The 19,997-nt window shown below is 51.7% G+C and carries 20 protein-coding genes; 5 read left to right on the top strand and 15 right to left on the bottom strand.

Going from position 1 to position 19,997, the window contains the following annotated elements; translation table 11 throughout:
• Positions 1–119 precede the first annotated feature (119 nt).
• Positions 120–833 (bottom strand): transposase, encoded by a 714-nt coding sequence (locus AC6I1F_RS11100; protein ID WP_160335594.1) that lies wholly within the window; start codon positions 831–833, stop codon positions 120–122.
• A 72-nt stretch (positions 834–905) separates the two neighbouring features.
• Positions 906–1,370 (bottom strand): molybdopterin-binding domain-containing protein, encoded by a 465-nt coding sequence (locus AC6I1F_RS11105; RefSeq protein ID WP_160335593.1) that lies wholly within the window; start codon positions 1,368–1,370, stop codon positions 906–908.
• Here AC6I1F_RS11105 and nrfD point away from each other — a divergent pair.
• Both nrfD and AC6I1F_RS11115 read left to right on the top strand, forming a co-directional pair.
• Positions 1,309–1,518, top strand: coding sequence for an NrfD/PsrC family molybdoenzyme membrane anchor subunit (gene nrfD, locus AC6I1F_RS11110; protein ID WP_237178772.1), 210 nt, complete (start codon positions 1,309–1,311; stop codon positions 1,516–1,518). The two genes, AC6I1F_RS11105 and nrfD, sit on opposite strands and share 62 nt — an antisense overlap.
• 15 nt (positions 1,519–1,533) lie before the next feature.
• Positions 1,534–1,689: a hypothetical protein gene (locus AC6I1F_RS11115; RefSeq protein ID WP_237178771.1), complete on the top strand. Its 156-nt coding sequence runs from the start codon at positions 1,534–1,536 to the stop codon at positions 1,687–1,689.
• Between the two features lie 50 nt (positions 1,690–1,739).
• On the opposite strand, the gene AC6I1F_RS11120 is transcribed toward AC6I1F_RS11115, so the two are convergent.
• The 4 genes from AC6I1F_RS11120 to AC6I1F_RS11135 all read right to left on the bottom strand — a co-directional run bounded on the left by AC6I1F_RS11120 (position 1,740) and on the right by AC6I1F_RS11135 (position 5,001).
• On the bottom strand, positions 1,740–2,885 hold the full coding sequence (locus AC6I1F_RS11120) for a deoxyguanosinetriphosphate triphosphohydrolase (protein ID WP_160335592.1): 1,146 nt from the start codon (positions 2,883–2,885) through the stop codon (positions 1,740–1,742).
• Positions 2,882–3,964, bottom strand: coding sequence for a 3-dehydroquinate synthase (gene aroB / locus AC6I1F_RS11125; RefSeq protein WP_160335591.1), 1,083 nt, complete (start codon positions 3,962–3,964; stop codon positions 2,882–2,884). Before aroB ends, AC6I1F_RS11120 begins: the two co-directional genes overlap by 4 nt.
• Positions 3,961–4,497, bottom strand: a complete 537-nt coding sequence (locus AC6I1F_RS11130) for a shikimate kinase (RefSeq protein WP_289163103.1) — start codon at positions 4,495–4,497, stop codon at positions 3,961–3,963. Before AC6I1F_RS11130 ends, aroB begins: the two co-directional genes overlap by 4 nt.
• A gap of 78 nt (positions 4,498–4,575) precedes the next feature.
• Complete coding sequence (locus AC6I1F_RS11135) at positions 4,576–5,001, bottom strand: DMT family transporter (protein ID WP_160335589.1); 426 nt, start codon at positions 4,999–5,001, stop codon at positions 4,576–4,578.
• A gap of 261 nt (positions 5,002–5,262) precedes the next feature.
• On the opposite strand from AC6I1F_RS11135, the gene AC6I1F_RS11140 reads away from it, so the two are divergent.
• The gene (locus AC6I1F_RS11140) at positions 5,263–7,590 is read left to right on the top strand and encodes a penicillin-binding protein 1A (protein WP_370528059.1); all 2,328 of its coding nucleotides are present in this window, start codon (positions 5,263–5,265) and stop codon (positions 7,588–7,590) included.
• Positions 7,591–7,652: 62 nt separating this feature from the next.
• On the opposite strand, the gene AC6I1F_RS11145 is transcribed toward AC6I1F_RS11140, so the two are convergent.
• From AC6I1F_RS11145 to AC6I1F_RS11165, 5 genes are read right to left on the bottom strand one after another with little or no spacing between them, the layout of a single operon-like run.
• Complete coding sequence (locus AC6I1F_RS11145; protein ID WP_160335587.1) at positions 7,653–8,294, bottom strand: TorD/DmsD family molecular chaperone; 642 nt, start codon at positions 8,292–8,294, stop codon at positions 7,653–7,655.
• An 18-nt stretch (positions 8,295–8,312) separates the two neighbouring features.
• Positions 8,313–9,095: a hypothetical protein gene (locus AC6I1F_RS11150; protein ID WP_160335586.1), complete on the bottom strand. Its 783-nt coding sequence runs from the start codon at positions 9,093–9,095 to the stop codon at positions 8,313–8,315.
• Positions 9,096–9,107: 12 nt separating this feature from the next.
• Positions 9,108–9,704, bottom strand: coding sequence for a 4Fe-4S dicluster domain-containing protein (locus tag AC6I1F_RS11155; RefSeq protein WP_160335585.1), 597 nt, complete (start codon positions 9,702–9,704; stop codon positions 9,108–9,110).
• A gap of 2 nt (positions 9,705–9,706) precedes the next feature.
• Positions 9,707–12,409, bottom strand: coding sequence for a molybdopterin-containing oxidoreductase family protein (locus AC6I1F_RS11160; protein WP_160335584.1), 2,703 nt, complete (start codon positions 12,407–12,409; stop codon positions 9,707–9,709).
• Positions 12,410–12,447: 38 nt separating this feature from the next.
• Entirely contained in the window at positions 12,448–13,521 is a 1,074-nt protein-coding gene (locus tag AC6I1F_RS11165) for a porin (RefSeq protein ID WP_202074588.1), read from the bottom strand.
• Positions 13,522–14,119: 598 nt separating this feature from the next.
• Between AC6I1F_RS11165 and AC6I1F_RS11170 the strand changes: the two genes are divergently transcribed.
• On the top strand, positions 14,120–15,097 hold the full coding sequence (locus AC6I1F_RS11170; protein WP_160335583.1) for a LysR family transcriptional regulator: 978 nt from the start codon (positions 14,120–14,122) through the stop codon (positions 15,095–15,097).
• Positions 15,098–15,142: 45 nt separating this feature from the next.
• Here AC6I1F_RS11170 and AC6I1F_RS11175 read toward each other — a convergent pair whose 3' ends face one another.
• The 3 genes from AC6I1F_RS11175 to AC6I1F_RS11185 form a co-directional block, all read right to left on the bottom strand.
• The gene (locus AC6I1F_RS11175) at positions 15,143–15,904 is read right to left on the bottom strand and encodes a basic amino acid ABC transporter substrate-binding protein (RefSeq protein WP_251569778.1); all 762 of its coding nucleotides are present in this window, start codon (positions 15,902–15,904) and stop codon (positions 15,143–15,145) included.
• Between the two features lie 164 nt (positions 15,905–16,068).
• Positions 16,069–17,331 carry an ammonium transporter gene (locus AC6I1F_RS11180; RefSeq protein WP_277612583.1) on the bottom strand — a complete coding sequence of 421 codons (1,263 nt, stop codon included), beginning with the start codon at positions 17,329–17,331 and terminating at the stop codon, positions 16,069–16,071.
• Positions 17,328–17,666, bottom strand: a complete 339-nt coding sequence (locus AC6I1F_RS11185; protein ID WP_160335580.1) for a P-II family nitrogen regulator — start codon at positions 17,664–17,666, stop codon at positions 17,328–17,330. The genes AC6I1F_RS11180 and AC6I1F_RS11185 overlap by 4 nt, the downstream gene beginning before the upstream one ends.
• 307 nt (positions 17,667–17,973) lie before the next feature.
• Here AC6I1F_RS11185 and AC6I1F_RS11190 point away from each other — a divergent pair, with 307 nt between their 5' ends.
• Positions 17,974–18,684 (top strand): dihydrofolate reductase family protein, encoded by a 711-nt coding sequence (locus AC6I1F_RS11190; protein WP_160335579.1) that lies wholly within the window; start codon positions 17,974–17,976, stop codon positions 18,682–18,684.
• Positions 18,685–18,888: 204 nt separating this feature from the next.
• Here the strand turns inward: AC6I1F_RS11190 and AC6I1F_RS11195 are convergent, their stop codons facing one another.
• The gene (locus AC6I1F_RS11195; RefSeq protein ID WP_160335578.1) at positions 18,889–19,986 is read right to left on the bottom strand and encodes a porin; all 1,098 of its coding nucleotides are present in this window, start codon (positions 19,984–19,986) and stop codon (positions 18,889–18,891) included.
• Between the last annotated feature and the right edge of the window lie 11 nt (positions 19,987–19,997).

The raw sequence follows: 19,997 nt of genomic DNA on the forward strand, positions 1-19,997 counted from the left end.
AGGATTTGATTTATAAAAATGAAGTGACTGAAGATATTTATAAAGCGAAATAACCGAACAAAATAGAATATTTTTTCTAAACTGACACTAATTAAGAAAATAAATTTCTCACCTAAAATTTAATTAGTGTCAGATAAATGTGCAGATGGTGTCTTCTTAGGTCTTCCCTTGCCTCTGAGGGGCGCGCGCCTTTCAGCGGAGATGTCGCAGTAATCCAGAAAGTCGCTGTCAGCGACCGGCCAGCCTCGCTTCACCGCCGCAAGCAGCTGCTCACCAAATGCCTTATCCGGTCCCTGTTCAAAAATATCCCGATATTTTTTTTGCCGTTCAAAAGGCGTATTGCCCAGCTGCCAATATTCTCTGACAGGCATCATGAAGATATCGCTGCGATAGCCGCTGTGGTGCGAGTAACTCGACCAATGGTAAAACTGCGGTTCTCCAAAACCCAGAATAAAGGGCAGCCACTCCATGTATACGACGGCCTTGAGGAGGCGTCCCTCGCCCTGAAGTACCGCGGATTCGAATCGGCTCTGCCAGATTTTTCCGTCCCGCGAATAGGCGTCATTGAAATATCTGCCGTAGAGCCGGCTGACCATCTGAACGAATCGCGAGAGATCGTCGCCGCTTTCACGCGGCGTCAGAAGCATATGAATCTGTTCGGTAAAGAGCGCGTAGGCATTTACGTCCACATAGCAGCGCTCAGAAGCAAAGCCAAAAAGCCGAAAAAGCGCGGCAATATCCTGCTCAGACGGAATCAGCGATATGTCTTTAACGCTGCGAAGCACAACGTAATGAGCTTGTCCTGCGATAGATAAACGGGTTAATCGTGTCATAGGGATTTTTGGGCGTTTGTCCGAAGAAGTTTAAAACACGACGCTTTCAGAAAACTATATTGTCACTAATTTTCAGAACAAAAGACTGTTAAAGAAGAGCTCGGCCTGCACGCGTGCGCCCGCAGGCAGCGCCTGCCCTCCCGCATTCGGGATAAAATCCCGCATGTCCCGAAAAACGCAGCTGCGCCCTGTCGCCTTTTGGATCGGCAGCGCAACGATATCCGCGCCGTGCGGCGCAAGCTGCACGCAGATATCACCGGCCTTTGCTTCGGCGTCAAACCCCATGATGACGGAGACAAAGCGTCTGGGATAAGGGGCGGTACGAAACGCCTGCCACACCAGGGGAAGCGCAAGACGCTGAGAGAGCGCGGTAAACCCGAGCGGATTTCCGGGAAGCCCCTGAAGTGAGGATTTTCCAAGTCTTGCGCAGACAAACGGAAGAGAAGAACTGAACGCAGCTCCGTCATCTGCCGGTATGGCGGCCGCGAAGATTCTGGCCGCAGCCTGCTTCGGCGCGAAAGAGTCCGATCCGGACATGCATGCGCTGCATAAAGCCGAATGGCCCGTCATGGCGGCAGAAACTTTCTGTCTCTTCATGATCGCCATCGCGCTTCTGAGCGGCAATGAATCCGCCAAACTCGCTTTCAGCGCGTTTACGGACGGCGTCTGGGCTGTCGTGTTCTGAGGCGGCGCGGTCCTCGTGGGCTTTGGTATCCCGCTTGTCGCGTCGATCATCGCAGGAAAAGGGGAAGAGTCGAAGATGTCCTTCTACTTTGCCGGCTTCTGCGCCATCGCGGGCATGATGTGTCTGCGTCTGTTCATTCTTTACGCAGGACAAATGAACACGATCGTTTAGTCGACTCTCTGACTTAAAAGGCCGATCCCGTTTGGGTCTCGGCCTTTTTCTTACATTTCGAATGTCGGATCAAGCACTCGGCTGTATTCAAGCTGAGCGTAGCGGTCCGTCATACCGGCGATATAGTCGGCAATGACGCGGGGCGCGCCCTGCTCTTTAACCTTTTTCTGATACGCGGGCGGAAGCAGCTCCGGATGCGCGTAAAACACGTCAAATAAGTCTTTAATCAGCTTTGCCGACTTGTTGGTCACTCTAAGCACCTTGTAGTGCCGATAGAGGTTGTCCATGAGATAACTCTTGAGTCCTCTAACCTGCTGAAGCATATCCTCCGAGAAGGAAACAAGCGGTTCGCTGAGCGCTCTTACTTCATCAACGCTCTTGGGAGAGGCCTCATCGATATTTTTCTGACTCTGCGTCACCAGATCATCGACCATGCAGCCGATGATTCGGCGCACGATTTCTTTCTGTACACGCCTCTCGGCGATATTCGGGTACTCGGCTCTGACCTCTTTGGCAAAGCGCTCATAAAGCGGAACCGAAGATTCGAGACCGGCCGCATCCAGGTAGCCGACACGCAGACCGTCATCGATATCATGCGTGCTGTACGCGATCGCGTCCGCGATGTTCACCAGCTGCGCTTCAAGCGAAGGCTGCTCGCCCTTTAGGAAGCGCTCACCGAGCGCGCCGAGCCGAAGTGCGTTCTCCCGGCTGCAATGCTTGAGAATACCTTCACGGGTCTCCCAAGTCAGATTCAGCCCGTCAAATGTCGGGTACTGTTCTTCCAGCAGATCCACAATTCTGAGCGACTGAAGGTTATGCTCAAAGCCGCCCCAGTCCTGCATGCAGCGGTTGAGGGCCGTCTGACCCGCGTGTCCGAACGGCGTATGTCCGAGATCGTGCGCAAGCGCCATCGCCTCAGTTAAATCCGGATTGATCTTTAAAAGAGAGGCGGTCGTTCTTCCGATCTGAGCAACTTCCAGCGTATGCGTCAGCCGCGTGCGAAACAAGTCGCCTTCATGGTTCACAAAGACCTGAGTTTTATATTCGAGCCGACGAAACGCGGAGCTGTGAATAATTCTGTCGCGATCGCGCTGGAATTCGGTGCGGGAGGTACTGTTCTGCTCCTTAATCGCTCGTCCGCGCGACTGGGCGGACCGACATGCATAATCGGCAAGCTCAAAGCCTTCAGTAATCATGGTTCATATCCTTCTTTCAGAAGCACTTCCCGGATAACCTCTTCCGGGACTTCCTGAATTACAGCGCTCCCGATGCCCTCAGGAAGAATAAATTTAGGAACGCCCTTCGTGCTCTTTTTATCACCCTTCATCGCATCAATAGCGGCCTGAGCGGATAAACCGGGTATTCTCACAGGCAGATGCGCGCACTGAACTAACTTTTCAACTCTTAATGCATCCGCTTCGCTCATTTTTCCGAGCGCCACTGAGGTCTGCGCGGCAAGAACAAGTCCCGCTCCGACGGCTTCGCCGTGCAGCCATGTTCCGAAACCGCAGAGCTTTTCAATCGCATGACCAAACGTGTGGCCTAAATTCAGTTTGGCTCTTTCGCCTTTTTCAGTTTCGTCTCGTGAAACCACATCGGCTTTAATTTCGCATGAGCGCGCCACAACTTCCGCTACCGTCTGATGATCCAGCGCAGAGAGCTTCTCGATATCCCGCTCAAGACGCTCAAAATACGCTTTATCGGCAAGAACGCCGTGCTTGATAATTTCTCCGATACCAGCGGCGACCTCCCGCTTCGGCAGCGTTTTTAAAAAGGCGGTATCGGCGATGACCGCTTCGGGCTGATGAAACGCGCCGACCAGATTCTTACCTGCGCGCATGTTCATTCCGGTCTTGCCACCGACCGAAGAATCCACAAGTGCGAGCAGCGTCGTCGGAACCTGAATAAAACGGATGCCGCGCATGTAAATCGCGGCCGCAAAACCGGCCAAATCGCCAACCACGCCGCCGCCAAGCGCGATCACGACAGACTTGCGGTCCGCGCCGCTTGCCGCAAGCTTTTCCAAAATCAAAGAGACGCTCTGCCAGTCTTTGTACTTTTCTCCGTCGGGCAGAATCACGCTGCTGACTGAAGCCGCTTCGGCGCAGATTCTGCTCACCTCTTGGAGATAAAGCGGTCCGACCGTCGCGTTCGTCACAATCAGAACCGAGGAAGGATTAAGCCGCTTCAGCTCTTCTGCAAGCAAACCGACGCATCCTTCTCCGAGAAAAATATCGTAGCTATGGGATTTAGCTTTTACAGCAACTTTGATCATTTGATTACCTGCAGATTGATGAGCGTTTGGTTAAGTTCTTCTGCCACACGTTTAGAAGCTTTCCCGTCGGTATCGACGGTAAGCGAAGCAACCTCGCCGTAGAGCGGGTTTCTTGATTCAAGCAGAAGCGTTATTTTTTCAAGCGGGTTCTCGCACTGAAGCAGCGGACGATCTGAATTCTTAGTTCTTCGATAGCACTGCTCGGCGCTGACCTTGAGATGAACGGTGAAAATCGGTGCGTTTTTCAGCAGAGTCCGATTTTTCTCCTGTGTGACCGCTCCGCCGCCGGTCGCGACAACCAGTCCTTTGGCTCGGGTAAATTCCTCGATCAGGGCGCTTTCACGGCGGCGAAAACCTTCCTCTCCTTCCTCGCGGAAGATAAACGGAATCGATACGCCGCAGCGGCGTTCGAGCTCTTCGTCCAAATCAACGAAATCCATTCCCAGACGCTCGGCAAGGCACCTGCCGACGGTGGATTTTCCGGCGCCCATCATGCCGACTAGAAAAATCGGATTGGCCTCTTTATTCGACATGGATATCCTTCCAATTACAACTCATTGATTTTAACTAATCATCTGTAATGAAAGGACTTCAAAGAAGGAGAAAAAAGTTTATTTGACCAGAAAGAAGAGTCCGATACAGCAGATGACCACGCCGACAAGCTTGGTCGGAGTCACCGGTTCGTGATAGAAAATCAGACCGATGAAAAGCAGAATGATCGCCAAGGCGATATTCGTCACCAGTGAAGCCGTGTTGATTTTCCAGCCCGCTCGGTATGCGAAGATATAGCCGACCTCGAGCGCAACGATGGAAAAACCGAGCGCCGGCGCCGTCCAATTCAGTTTGGAAAGCTCCAAGGAAAAAGCCTCTTTTGGCTGAAAGAAAAAGAAAATGAAGAAAGAAACGAGCGCCCCCGTGAGATAGCTCACTGACATGGAAAGGTACGCGTCCGCCTGAAGAGGCGTCGATTTCGCGCAAACATTATAAAGACAGTTTCCTAATGTGATTAAGGCAATCGGCCAAATAAGCGCCCACATATTTTCCTCCGTCTTTTTATGATATCCAACCCAATGCACTAAATCGGTTTATAAAAGGACTGTTTTCTGCCCATATTTGTGACATTCTCTAAGACGAGGCCGAGTTAAGAAGGAAATCGCGCACTCAGAAATGTAAAATCTAATGTTCCCATCCCGTATGTATTTTGAGAGAGAAACGTGGCAACCTCTGAAAAGCCTGCAGCTAAGAGCACGAAACGTCCGGCACGCAAAGCGCCGGTAAAAAAATCCTCAGGAAGCTTTATCGGCTCCCTGTTTAAAGGAGTCATCGCGACGTGCATCGCACTCTTTTTGTGCGGCGGATTTTTAGCGCTGTTTGTATTTGCGCTGGTTTATTCGCAGCTGCCTCCGATTGACACCGTCGTTGACTACAAACCGAAAGTTCCGATGCGTGTGTGGACGGCTGACGGCAAACTCATTGCCGAATTCGGCGAAGAAAGACGAGACTTCGTCACGATTGACGAAATTCCCGATCGGGTTAAGCAGGCGGTTATCTCCGCCGAGGACGACGGTTTTTACAAGCACAGCGGCATTGAGCCCAAAGGCTTTGTACGAGCTGCGCTGGCTAATCTTGCCTCCGGCAAGAAAAGTCAAGGCGCTTCCACCATCACGATGCAGGTGGCGCGAAACTTCTTCCTCTCGAGCGAACGAAGCTACATCCGCAAGCTTTATGAAGTCGCCATGGCCTTCAAGATCGAAGCCAATCTCAGCAAGGATGAGATTCTTCAGATCTACATGAATCAGATTTTCTTAGGCAACCGAGCTTACGGTTTTGCCGCCGCGGGCAGAACTTATTACGGTAAAAATATTCAGCAGCTCACGGTCGGCGAAGCCGCCACGCTCGCAGGACTTCCGGCTGCGCCCTCCGTCTACAACCCCTTTGCCAGCCCGAAGCGCGCGAAGATTCGCCGCGACTACGTGCTCGGCCGCATGAGAGATCTCGGCTATATCACGAACGAAGAGTATGAGCATGAGGTCAATGAGCCGATCAAGACCCGACTGACGGTCGCCGCGGAAAAGGTCGGCACGCCGACCCGCATGAACGCTTCGCTGCACGCGGAATACGTGGCCGAACTCGTCAGAACGCTCATGTTCGACATCTTCCAGCAGGAAACCTACACCAGAGGTCTGAACGTTTATACGACAATCAATTCTGAAGATCAGGGCTATGCCTACCGCGCGCTTCGCTCGCACCTGCAGCAGTACGACCGCTCTCAGGGCTACCGCGGCCCCGAAGCTAAGGTTGACATCTCCAATCCTCAGACACGCGAGCAAAACATCAAGAACGCCCTACAGGAAGCTTTAATCGCAACCGACATGCCGGCTGTGGTCGCGCTCTCCGTTTCTCCGACGGAAGTTAAAGTGCAGATGGCGCACGGCAAAGTCGTCTCCATCACAGGAAAGGGACTCGACTTTGTTAAGAAGGCGCTCCAGCCCAAAGCTAAGGAAGATCTGAAGATCGTTCCGGGTTCGGTCCTGCGCATTGCCGCAAACAAAGACGGCTCATGGGAAATCACGCAGATTCCTCAGGCTGAAGCCGCTTTCGTCGCGACGAAATACGATACCGGCGCCATTCAGGCGCTCGTCGGCGGCTATGACTTCGCGCTGAACAAGTTCAACCATGTTACACAGGCCTGGCGTCAGCCCGGCTCCTCCTTTAAGCCGTTTATCTACTCGGCCGCGATTGAAAAGGGCTTCTCCCCGCAGACCATCATCAACGACGCGCCGATCGTTCTTGATCCGGCGGAAACCGGCTTTAAGAAGTGGGATCCGAAGAACTACTCGCGTACGTTCCACGGCCCGATCATGATGAAGGACGCGCTCAAAAAATCCCTGAACTTGGTTTCCATCCGCATTCTTCAGGCCATTACGCCTCGCTATGCGGTCGACTTTATCCAGAGATTCGGCTTTGACGCGGACAAGCATCCTCCGCACCTTTCCCTTGCGCTTGGCGCGGGCTCTGTCACTCCGTGGCAGATGGTGGAGGGCTTCTCTGTTTTCGCCAACCTCGGACGCCGTACGGAACCGTATTTGATTTCCAAGGTCACGGATCAGTCCGGCAAAGTTCTGATGCAGTCCACCGCGGAAGCCGAAAAGGTCGCCGGCGTTGAAGCACTCGATCCCCGCAACGCCTACATCATGCATTCCATGCTGCACGGCGTCGCCACGGGCGGCACTGCCGCAAGAGCGACCGCGATGCTCAAACGCACCGACCTCGCGGGCAAGACCGGCACCAGCAACGACTCGTTTGACGTTTGGTTTGTCGGCTACGGCGGCGATCAGTGCGCGGCGGTCTGGATGGGTTTTGACCAGCCGAGAACGCTCGGCCGCAGGGCTCAGGGCGCCGGTTTGGCGCTCCCCGTGTGGATCGACTATATGAAGGACGCGATCAAAAACGAGCCTAACGTCGTACGCAAGGCGCCGGCCGGCGTCACCGAGTCCAACGGCAACCTGTACTACACAAACCGTAAGGACGCGATCCCGAGTCTTGGCGTTGACGACAATTCGTCTGCTGATGATCCGATCGGAAACATCATCCAGAACACGAACGTTCGCGGACAGATTTTCTAATCGGCTCTGCAAAAAAACCGGGCCCCGAGGGGCCCGATTTTTTTGTTTACTCTACTTAGAAATTAAGATAGAAGCTGTTTTTCTTCTTCAATGAATCCGTCCAGAATGTCGGCAGCCGAACTGTATATCGAATCGCCTGCAACCTCACGGATCGTTGCTGTGAAATTAAATACCCAATTGGCAAGGTGCTCCTTAAAGAAATTTCTCTGCTCCTTGAGATTCTCCTCAAAAGACGCCTGACCATCCTTCTCCAGAAAAGCCACGGCCTCATCGCAAAGGAAGGCCATAAATTCCAACTCCAGTGAAATATGATCTTCATACAAATCGGCTTCCGTCTTTGTAATTCCGTGGCGGCGATAAATCTTCAGAACTTTTTCATAAGCATCCTGCATCACTAACTGATCTCGGCTGGTGTAGACGGATTCATAGGGATACGCGACCGTGCCTTGAGCGATACCCGCCCCTAAAAAGATGCGGGCAAAATCAACCGCAAAGTCCGTCAGGATATCCTGAGAGTCGCTGCTGAGCGCTTTCCTGAGAGAAGCCCGGGCTGCGGCTGTGTCTGGCAAGTGCGCATCCTCTGCCGCAATGCTTCGCAGCACCTCAAGGAAGGTTTCGTCAATTTCTCGTCTGAACAAACGATCAAGCAGACGGTAAATGTTTGACCGCGCCTGCATCATTTCAGCTAATTCTGTTTTCTCCATGGATTCTTCTCCTGATTTTTATTGTTCAAAGAACTGCCAAGCAGGTGTCCCAAGGAAATAAATCACCCATTGGAAAGCGGCACACCCGACAGCGGAAAGGACCGCGCAAACCCATCCTTTAAAAAGATTCTGCGGAAGGATGGAGGCGGCAAATGGAATGACTGCACCTAAAACTACGCTGCTCCAGAAGTAAAACGAGGCACTTCCCAACAGCACCGCATCCACCGCGTACGAGAGATCCGACATGCACTGCAGCCGGATAAGATAAGTGGCGATAACGATTGCCAAAGCCAGCGCAGACACAGCGGCAGCCCGCGGCTTTTTCTCAAAGCCCAAAAGAGAAGCGCCGGGCACAGCCCAAAGTACAAAAATCACAGGGATTAAAAAGCAGTCGAGCGCGGGGCGCCAAGGCATCCAAAAATTTCGTCCGACGCCAAACAGGATTAAAACCGACCCCGCAGCCGCCAGACACGCAAAAATCTTCAATGCCGAACCTTCCAGCTGTCGATATTGAGCAGCCGCATAGCCGATTACGCCAAAGAGAGCAATAAGCGCGCCTGTCAGTTCCCAAAAAATTCCCGTACCCGGGTGGCCGAGCGCCGCAAAGAACATTTCCGGGCGCCCGAGGTTAATCAGACCGGAAACGGCCGCTGCTGCAAGAGAAACAGCTCCGGCAGCAGCCATTGCAAACCGGCGCCCGTGCGGCTGATCCCCAAACTCAGCCGCTGCGAGCGCACAGAACAGCTCGGCGCTCAGACAGGCGAAGGCGGTAAATAAAACTATCGTTGCTTCTGTACCCATCTGAGTTCCTCCTTACTCGATCATCTTCGGCTGACGAGCAAGCCACTCCCCGTTCTTCGCGTGAAGAATGTAGCGAACGCTCGGGTGGTTGCCCGCATCCGGCATCGAATGAACGTTTTCTTCGCCGGCCGCGGCAACAGCCTTGGCTGCCTTGCTCTCAGGATCATCAATATCACCAAAGAAGCGAGCGCCGGCACAGCACGCCTTCACACAGGCAGGCTCTTCATTAACCTCCTGTAGATGACGGCAGAGCGTGCATTTCTCGACAACTTTATTCTCCGGATTGAACGATCTCGCGCCGTAAGGGCATGCCGCAATGCACATCTTGCAGCCGATACACTTCTCTTTGTTGACCAGAACCTGACCGTCCTCTGTCTTATAGGAGGCGCCGGTCGGACAGACCTTCACGCAGGGCGCGTCTCTGCAGTTCTGGCAGACGGTCGGAAGGAAATACTGCTTCATGTCGGGATACTTCCCGACAGGACCGATGGTCAGCACTTTGTTGTAATACACGCCCATCGGCACATTATTCTCGAGCTTGCAGGCCGCTTCGCAGGCGTGACAGCCGATACAGCGGTCTAAATCGATAACGAGTGTCTTCTGTGTCATGATTATTTGCCCTCGTTCTTATAGGTGGGATAGACTGGTTCAGCGCTTTCCGTGACGGTCGCGTCCGGCATCCAAATACTGAAGTCTTCCGGTTTTCTCAGCACACCTTCCGGTCCCTTGTCAGCTTTGGAAATAGCGACCTGGAAGCCGCGCAGCGTGTAAGTTCCGACAACATCGTTGTATGGAGGCGTATTCTTTGTCAGAACGTTAACGTTCATTTCCTTCCAGCCGCGGGTCGGAGTATTCAGCGTTTCCGGATTCCAGAAGCGCTCCTGATAGACAATGCCCTGAGGAATACCTTCCGTGACGCGGCAGATTGCGCGAATCTTGCCCCGATCGTTTTCCACCCAGGTCCAGTCACCGTGAGAAACACCGTACTTCTCGGCGTCTTTCGGGTTGACCCAGATTTCCGGAAGCGGATAAACCTCGCGGGAATACGGATTGTTTCTGAGCGTGCCGTGGTGGTAGATCGGAAGACGACCGTTAGTCATCACAAGCGGATACTTCTTGGCGATCTCAGCTTTCGGATTTTCTACCGGTTCCATATAGAACGGCAGAGGCGAGTAATCCTTATCTGCGGGCGCGAGCGGCTGCTTAGCATACGGAGCTCCGGTTCTTCCGAGATTGATAAATACCTCTCCGTAAAGTTCGAGCTTCTTGGAGGGTGTGCTGAAGCCTCTCGGCAGACCGGTCTTCGAATCAGTCTTTTTGTAGACGTAATAACCGGCCCATTTGTCATCCGGCATAAACTTGATCGGATTATGACCGTTCTTGACTTCTTCCCAGGTGACATTGTGGCGCTTGAGTTTGGCGTCAAGCAGCTCTTCCATCGTCTTCCAAAGCGGCAGATCGTCGCCCATGAATTCCGGATCCATCGCTTTTTGGCACATTTCGTGGCCAAGCTCGCCGCAGCGGCGCAGAATCCACGACCAAATCAGCGTCTCGTCCTGTGTCTCATAGGTATGAGTGACCGCCTGACGGGCAAAGACGTAATTACAGCAGTCGATCAGCATGTTGGTCTCAAGCCACTCGGTCGTCGGCAGAATCATATCGGCATAAGTCGTAAACGATGTGGGATACATGTACATATGCACCACAAAGTCGAGCTTCTTGATTGCAGGCTCCCACGAAGAAGCGTTGCCAAGCACACCGAACTTGTTGCCCGAGCGTTCAATCCAAACTTTCAGCGGATAAGGCTTTTCCGTCAGAATCGCATTCAGAATAGACTGAGGCGAAGCCGCATCCCACTGAAGCAGACCCTTGAACTCACGACCACCTAAGCGTTTTGCGAGCTGGCTCGGAGGCAGACACTTCTGAGCGCGCGGGGCAAGAGAACCCGCCGGCGCCGTACCGCCATTCGGGAAGCGCTGCATCATCGTGCCCGGTTTTTCAACGTAGCCCATGATGCTGTTCAGAATCACGCTGCCCATCGCCGCTTCAACAGAATTCGGGAATTGGTCTGTCGCAACGCCGAGAGAAAGGCCTGAAGGACCGTCCGCGAAAATCTTAATGCCTTCAACGATCTTCTTCGGATCCAGCCAGCAGATTTCTGCGGCTTTCTCAATTGTGTACGGTTCGCACTGTTCGCGAAGCATCGTAAAGCCCGTCTTAAAGGTGCGGCCGTTATGCTTAAACGCACCTTCAAGCTTCGGATCCAGCGCGTCATCCCACGGATACTTCATTGTCTTAGGTGCATTGGTCTTTGCGTCCCAGACCACGTATTCTTTCGGGTTAGCGCCGTCAAATAATTCATTGGGGCGAACAAACATCTTCGTCTTGACATCCACTAGATACGGCAGATTCGTCCACTTCATGACGAAATCCTTGTCGTACATGTCGTTGTCAATAATGTATTTGATCCAGGCAAGCATCAGCGCTACGTCTGTACCCGGACGAATCGGCAGCCAAACATCCGCTCGTGCGGCATCCGGTGTCAGACGAGGATCAATCACGACAGAGCGGGCGCCCCGGGCGCGCAAGTCGGCAAGGGCTCGGCCGCCGCCGGCCGGGCAGCTGTAAGACGGATCGGTACCCCAGCAGACAAAGGACTTCATCGGCGTGTTGGGCACATAGATTTCCAAAGCGCTTTCGTCGGCAATTGACGTTGAGGGACCGCCGTACATAATGCCGTAAGCCAGAGTTCTCGGAAGATAGCACTGCGCACATCCCGGCTCGTACCAGTTCGGTGTGCCGAAGATATTGCAGAAGCGCGAAATACTGCGGAACGCAGGGTTGCCGCCGCCTCCGGTCGAACAGAAGACCGCTTCGGCGCCGTACTTGGCGCGTGTATCCATCAGCTTGCGGGCGATCGTGTCAATCGCTTCTTCCCAGGAAATGCGTTTCCACTTATTCTCGTCCTTGCTGCCGACACGAATCATCGGATACTTGTTGCGATTGGGATGGTACAGCGCGTTAATTCCGGAAAGACCCTTCAGGCACATTGCGCCTTTGGTCATCGGATATTCAGGGTTGCCTTCAAGTTTGACAACGCGTCCGTTGCGAACATGCGCAAGCACGCCGCAGTTGTGAATACAGGCCCGGCAGCTTGTCTTTACAATCTTGACTTCATCTTTATCGGCTGCCTGCGGTGCCTGAGCTTTAGCGTCGCGGACGAGTCCGCCGCCAAGTTTGGCAACAGGAATCGATCCGACCGCAGCCGCTAAGCTCTTGGTGAAGCTTCGTCGAGTTAATTTAGATAAATCCATGAGATTCTCCCTAAGAGGTGAAAATCAGTGTTGATCGTTTAGAAGAAATGGTGCATGCCGATGTAGGCCTGCCAGGCGTTGTAGATATTGCCGTCGTTGGCATATCCGAGGTTCTTCCAGCCTTTGCCGCTTCCCGCATAGCCGATAAAGGGTTTAATAACGGTTCTCTTGGAGAGCGGATATTCGTACGCTGCGCCGACCTGCCAATGGTTGATCTTGTCTTCACCCGCCTTGATGCTTTCGTCCTTGCCGAACATGTAGGCTGCGGCAACTTTAAATCTTCCGCCCGCATACGGGATCAGGGCGCTTAAACCGAATTTATGCGCTTTAACGCCTTCATCCTGTGTGACATAGCGATAAGTGAACATCGGCGTCCAGCTGCCGGTGTTGTATTCAAGGCCGTAGTTCACTGTGTATTTAGCTGTGATCGGCGCTTCTTTTACCTGCACGCCGTTCACCGTCGCATAGGTCGCTTTGTTTTCCGCTTCCAAGATAAGAGAAGACTTGATCGCGCCCGCCTGATACTTGAGGCCTGCGCCCCAGTAATGACGATCATGAGACCATCTGTTGGTATCGCCTGAGATACCGTTGCTGTACATCAGACCGAGTGTCCATCCGGCTATGTTCGGAGACATATAGATGACGGCGTTGTTCACGCGCAGGAAGTTATTCATGCAGTTGTCCCAGCCGATCAGGCCGTAGCCGTTCATGAAAGCATAACCGGTCTGCATGTCATAGCTGCCAAGGCCGGAACCCAGCGCTGCTGCACGACCCATCGCTAAACGTCCGAGCTTTTCATTCTGAATCCAAAGCACGGATTCTCGTCCGAAGGCATTTGCTCCGTACGTATTGTTGGCAATAGAGCCGTCTTCGGGATGGAACCCCGCTTCCAGGTTAAAACCAACGCTGGTGCCGGAGCCTAATTCTTCTACGCCTTTAATGCCCCAGCGGGAACCGAGGTCAAACGCGTCTTTAAGCTGCACGGTTGTATCAGCGTGCTTAGGCTTCATAACCATGGCGCCTTCTTCAATAATTCCGTAAAGCGTTACGCTGGAAGCGGCGCTAACTGTGCCTGCCGCGAAAAGAATCGGCAAAGCTAAAAGTTTTTTCATGATGAGAGTTCTCCATGAGATGTTGAGGCTCGCGCAACGTACAATGGATACTGGGAGCAGTCGCGTGCGCGTAGCTCTCTGCGTTGTGTGTAAAAAAAGCTGATTTCAGCCGCGTTAGCCCTGCGCTGATTTCAGCGGCGACGCTCCCTCTTTTAATCAGAATCCGAGAGCGGCCTTCTTCTCATGAGAAATGGCGAGTAGAGTCCGTGTGTGTTCGGCCAGATGTCTCTTGATGTTCTTCATTTTTATAGCCTTAGGTGTGGGATGAAATTTAAGCTTTAATTCCATTCTCTTGAAATTTCGTCTTTCCACCGCCGGCATTTCTGAAAAGAAATTTTCAGTTTCTACAAAATAATTGATAATCAAATAGATATTAGATAAAACCACTTTGTTTCTAAGACATCTTTAAATTGAGTCTCGGATTTTTTCGTCTAAATTGCGCCCCTCGGAAATCGGTCAAGGCATCTGGCATGCCTTTAAAAATCATTGTTTTAGTGGTTTTATCTATATTTATTGAAATTTTGAGACAAATAGGGATTCTTTATAAAATGTGAAGACCTTGCAGTTTTTGAAAACCATCCGGCATCTCTTCGACATCATGCGAAACTTAGAAAACCTTCAGGCTTGGGAAGCCTTTCTGCATACGGCAAAATCGGGCAATATTTCGCAGACAGCGCTTTTAATGGACTTGGATATCGCAAAAGTTTCACGTTTAATTTCCGGCTTGGAAAAAGAACTCGGCTACGCCCTGCTTCAAAAAAACTGCCGTCCCTTTAAACCCACACGCAAGGGCGCACAGCTCGTCAGTGTCGCAACACCGCTCGTGCGCGGATTTCGACAGATGATCGAATTTTCAGAAGGTACCGCTCAAAAGCAGCTCTTCCGAATTTCTTCCCCGATTGAAATCGCGCAGGAGTTTTACAGCGAAAAACTGCTCGCCTACTCGCGCACGCACCCAAGCGTACAGTTTGAAATCATTCCGGAGCACTCTGCCAACGCACTGCTGCGGGGCGAAGCGGATCTTGCCGTAGTCAATCAGTGGCCGACCGACACTACAAATCTCATCATTCGACCCTTTATGCAGACCGCAACGCCGGTACTTTGCACACCGGAATACATCCGCCGTTTTGGGCTGCCGAAATCTCCTTCGGATCTGGTGAGACACACAGGACTTCTTCTTAAAACTGCAAACCGACACAACACGCAGTTTCTGTACAAAGGAGGAGAAGAATCCGGAATCCTGAAATGGAAAACGCTCTTTCTGAGTCACGATCAGCTGACACTGAAGCGTCTTTTACTGAACCATCAGGGGATTACCGTTGATTTGTATTTCGGACACGTTCTGGAAGAAATCAAACGCGGCGATATTGTTCCGATTCTGCCCGGCTGGGAGCGTGAGCCCTGGGTAATGGCAATGGTCACAAGGCAGGATCAGGAACTTCAGAATGCGGAGCTCAAAAATTTCGCGCTGTGGTGGAATAAAAGCGAAGCCTCATCAGCGCTTGAGAGAGTTTTTAACGGCAGAAAAATTATCGATGAAGCCGTCCGACGAATGACGGATGAATTATTGACTTAAAAACAGAAACGGCTCCGATTAAGGAGCCGCCTGAACGTTTAACGCTTACTGTTCGTCACCAAACCACTTCTTATAAATGCGGCCGAACTCGCCGTTCTTCTTCAATTCGGCAAGCGCACCGTTGATTTGCTTCAGAAGCTCTGCATTGCCTTTGGGAACTGCGATTCCATATTCTTCAGCCTGCATCTTCGGTCCGACCAGTCTGCCGCGGTTTCCGCCCTGAGCGACGTAATAGGCGACAACCGGGAAGTCCTGAATCACGGCGTCAACACCGCCGTTCTGGAATTCCAGGAAAGTTTCCGCGGCGTTCGCAAAAGTGACGACCTTGGCGTTGGGGACCTGTTCGGCGCGGAACATGCCGGTTGTGCCGATCTGAGCGCCAATCTTCTTTCCTTCCAGATCTTTAATCGACTTTGTTGTTGTGTCTGTCGTCGGAACCATGATAATCAGACCGGAGGTGTAGTACGGGTCTGAGAAGTCAACGAATTTTTTACGTTTTTCATTGATTGTCATGCCCGCGATCACCGCGTCGACAATGCCTGTGCGCAGCGCGGGAACCGTGGCGTCAAAACCCATGTTTTGAATCACAACTTTATAGCCGAGCTGCTTGCCGATCGCACGGATCAACTCCATGTCAAAACCGGTAAATTCTTTGCCGTCTTCAGCCAGGAATTCAAACGGTGCAAAGCTTGAATCGGTACCGACAAGAAGCACACCATCTTCAAGTGTCGGCGACTTTGCCTGTACCGCAGAGAAGGATAAAAGCAGCGCCGCAGAAACACAGGCAAGTAAATTTCTTCTAAACATCTAAATCTCCGAATTTGTGGTTAGGTTTTTCCCGATTAAAAATGAGGGCATAAATAAAGTGTAGAAAAAAAAATTAAAAAAAACTCTTTTTCCTCCAACGAATTACTTCATACAAACGGATGAAATCCGAGGCACCCAAGGCACCCCGGATTTCCACGCCTCAGTTACTCAACCCGCTCTCCGTGAAGGCTAAGGTCAAGACCGATGCGTTCCTCTTCGAGAGAAACTCGAATTCCAATCAGCTTGTCAACGATCTTCAGCAGAACATAAGTTACGATCGCTGCATAAACCATCGTCGCGATAACGCTTTCTGCCTGAATCCAGACCTGCTCAAGCATCGGACGCATGGCCTCTCCGGTAATGCTTTCCGTGGCAAACACTCCGGAGAGAATCGCACCTACAATTCCGCCCACGCCATGCACACCGAAAGCGTCTAATGAGTCGTCATAGCCAAGCTTAAATTTGAGCCAGGTTGCACCGAAATAGCACACGAAACCTCCGCAGATGCCGATTAAGAGAGCTGCCATCGGTTCTACAAAGCCTGAGGCCGGAGTAATCGCCACGAGCCCGGCGATTGCACCCGAAATCGCGCCAAGAACGGTGAAGCGGCGATTCTGGACATACTCACAGGCCATCCAAGTAAGCGCCGCAGCCGCCGCGGCAATCTGAGAAACCACAATCGCCATTACCGCTCTTTCATCCGCAGCCAAACCGCTTCCGCCATTAAAGCCGAACCAGCCGATCCAGAGGAAGCAGGCGCCGACTAATGCAATGATGAGGTTGTGCGGCGCCATCGCCTCCCGTCCGTAACCAACACGCTTGCCAAGAACAATACAGGCGACCAGACCCGCGACGCCGGCATTGATATGAACAACCGTACCGCCCGCATAATCAAGTGCTCCCGCCAAAGCAAGCCAGCCGTCCGGTCCCCATACCCAATGACAGACCGGCACATAGCAAAAGAGCGACCAAAGAACCATGAATAGAAACAGCGCGGAGAATTTCATTCGTTCGGCAAAGGCGCCGCACATCAGCGCAGGCGTCAGAATCGCAAATGTCATCTGAAAAATCATAAACAGCATTTCGGGAATGGAGCCGTGCATCGTTTTAATGCCGATTCCTTTCAGAAATACCTGATCTAAACCGCCGATAAAGAAACTTCCTTCTGTAAATGCAAGTGAGTAACCGCACACATACCAAACAATGGTGCATGCGCAGCAAATCGCAAAACTCTGCATCGCGACCGAAAGTACATTCTTTTTACGGACCATGCCGGCGTAAAAGAGTGCAATGCCCGGGATTGTCATAAATAGCACCAGCGTGGTCGCAACCAGCATCCAGGACACATCCGCGGCATTCATCGCTGTTTCTTCTGCCATTACCGCGGGGCTTGAAAGAAGCATTAGAGAGAAAATCAAGCATTTCATATCGCAGCCTCCCCGGTTTCACTTGTACGGATTCTGATGATTTCTTCAAGCGGCAGAACAAATATTTTTCCGTCGCCGATTTTTCCTGTGTAGGCGGCTTTGGAAATCGCCTCCGAGGCAAGATCCAAAAGATTGTCCGGCACTGCGGCCATAATCTGCATCTTCGGCAGAAAATCCACCACATATTCGGCGCCTCGATACAGTTCCGTGTGTCCTTTCTGACGGCCGAATCCTTTGACCTCCGAGACGGTCATACCGGTAATACCGATATCGGTCAGCGCTTCGCGCACCTCGTCGAGTTTGAACGGCTTAATCACCGCAATGATGAGTTTCATAATTTCTCCTGATGGTTATAGTTTCCCGTAAGGGCTTAACCACTCACACGCATAAACCGTGCCAACTCAGGAAAGACTGAAAATCAGGAGCTTTTTTCTTTCTTAGAAATATTTCTCAACAAATCACACTGAAAAGACGCACCATCCTGGCGCTCAATGCCGTAAAAAGACCGATCTCAGCGTTTTTTTCTCTTCCTTTATGAACCTATTTGGAGCATACTAAGGATAGGGATCTGCCCCGCAGTTCCTAGCCGGAATTGCTTATCTTGTAGGTCCTGCGCAATCAAGCATATTGAGGAGACCGAAAATGAAAATTACCTGCCACATGATCATGTCCGCCGACGGACGTCTCTTATCTAAATATTGGAGCCCCCTTTATAACGACGCTTGCGGCGTCGGCGATGTTTACGAAGCGACCGCTGCCAAGATGCCCGCTGACGGATGGATCGTAGGCCGCAACACGATGGCCGAATATGGTGAGGATCTGATCGAAGAACGCGAACCGATGGAAGGTCCGAAGACCATGCACACCATGACTTTCGTCGGCAAACGCGAAGGCCGCCCGCTCGCAGTCGTTTTTGACGTTCAGGGACGCCTCCATTACAAATCCCCGACCCTTCCGAGCGGCGAACATATCGTCGCGATTTTGGGCAGCCATGTCACACGCGCTTATCAGAAAGAACTTGAAGACGTAGGCGTCTCTTACATCATGCGCACGCCCGGCACTAAGAAAGAAGAAACCGAAAGTGCATTAAAACATCTTGAATCCGACTTCAATGCCAAGCATCTCCTCCTTGAAGGCGGCGCCCTTACCTGCGGTACATTCATCGGTATGGGCCTTGTAGACGAACTGAGCCTGATTATTTATCCGGGACTCGACGGAAACAGCGCTCATCCTTCTGTTATCGAATGCCGTACCGAAGAGCCGTCTCCTCTCAAAAACAATCGCCTCGAGCTGATTGATTGTGAAACCGTAGGTTCCGGTTTTGTGTGGCTGCGCTATAAGATGCACCGCTAAAGCGCGAACTTAACGCTAAAGCCTCCGAAACGGAGGCTTTCCTCTTGTCATGTGGATAAGACCTTGAGGCCGAATCAATTTCGGCCGTTTCTTTTATCCGGACTAGCGTCCATGCAAAAAAAACTCACAAATCATCGGATTTGTGAGTGCCCGGAGGAGAAGGGTATGAAATTATTAAATATTATTTAGGCTGCCAATGCACAATTAAAAGTACTTGGTAACGCCGGTAATAATGTTAAAAGCATGGTCTTTGGTAAATTTCTTCGTTGATTTATTCTGGCCGTCCCAACGAGAAATACCGCCGCCGATATAAATATCAACACTCTTAGACGGACGATAGAGATACTTCGTTGCAAAACCAATCATTGACGCGCTGTGATTCTTAATGCCGTTATCTGTATCGACTTTGTAGTCGCGGTAGTAAACCATCGACTGCCAGGACGAAAGCCCAAACCAGAACTGCGTGCCTCCGTATAAGCCATAGCCTTTAATATTGCCGGCCGATGAGAATCCGTCGAGCTTGTTCACACCGTTAAAGTACTGCGCCTGAAGATAAACAGTCACCGGTTCCCAGCGATAGCTTCCGCCAAGTGTCACAATCTTTTTGCTTGTTGTCGCTTTGGCCTTCTGCTTAGAGCCCCAATCAGTTTCCTCATAGGCGGCAATCAGGTTTAGTTTACCCAGGTTGTATCTCAGTCCGCCGGCATAAAAACGATCAACTTCACTCGTTGCTTCATTTCCCTCTTCGCTCGACTCCGTCTTCATGGAGTACTGAAGAGTCGCCTGCACACCCGAAAGCATGGGAGAACGATAGGTAAACATATTGTCAATGCGGGATGATTTCACCGGCGCCAGACCTGTACCGTATGTGCCGCCTCCGAATGAATCCATAAAGAACTCCAAGTCATACGCGCCGGAGCCGGAAACAATACCTGAGATACGGCCGGCTGAGAGCTCACCGAATTTCTTGCTCGTCATGCTCAGATATGAACAACCTTCAAATAATTTATTGCCGGAGGAACCGCCTTTAAGTTCACCGGTTGTGGAATCAAAACGATTCTCCAAACGGAAACCGACGGAAAAGTCAGAGGTAATCTCTTCAGAGCCTCGAATACCGATTCGTGACGCGGTATTGAGACCGGAATTCATGGAAATTGTGTTGTCTTTGTGCGTATCGCCGCCATAGTTGTTATAAGCAATGCCGGTATCAATACGGCCGTAAATCATAATCGGACCGGCCCAGGCAGAGGACATCGACAATAACGCAGCGGACGAGAGAAGAAAGATGTGGGATTTTTTCATTTTTTACTCTT

Source organism: Parasutterella sp. St.1A3, assembly GCF_059728705.1.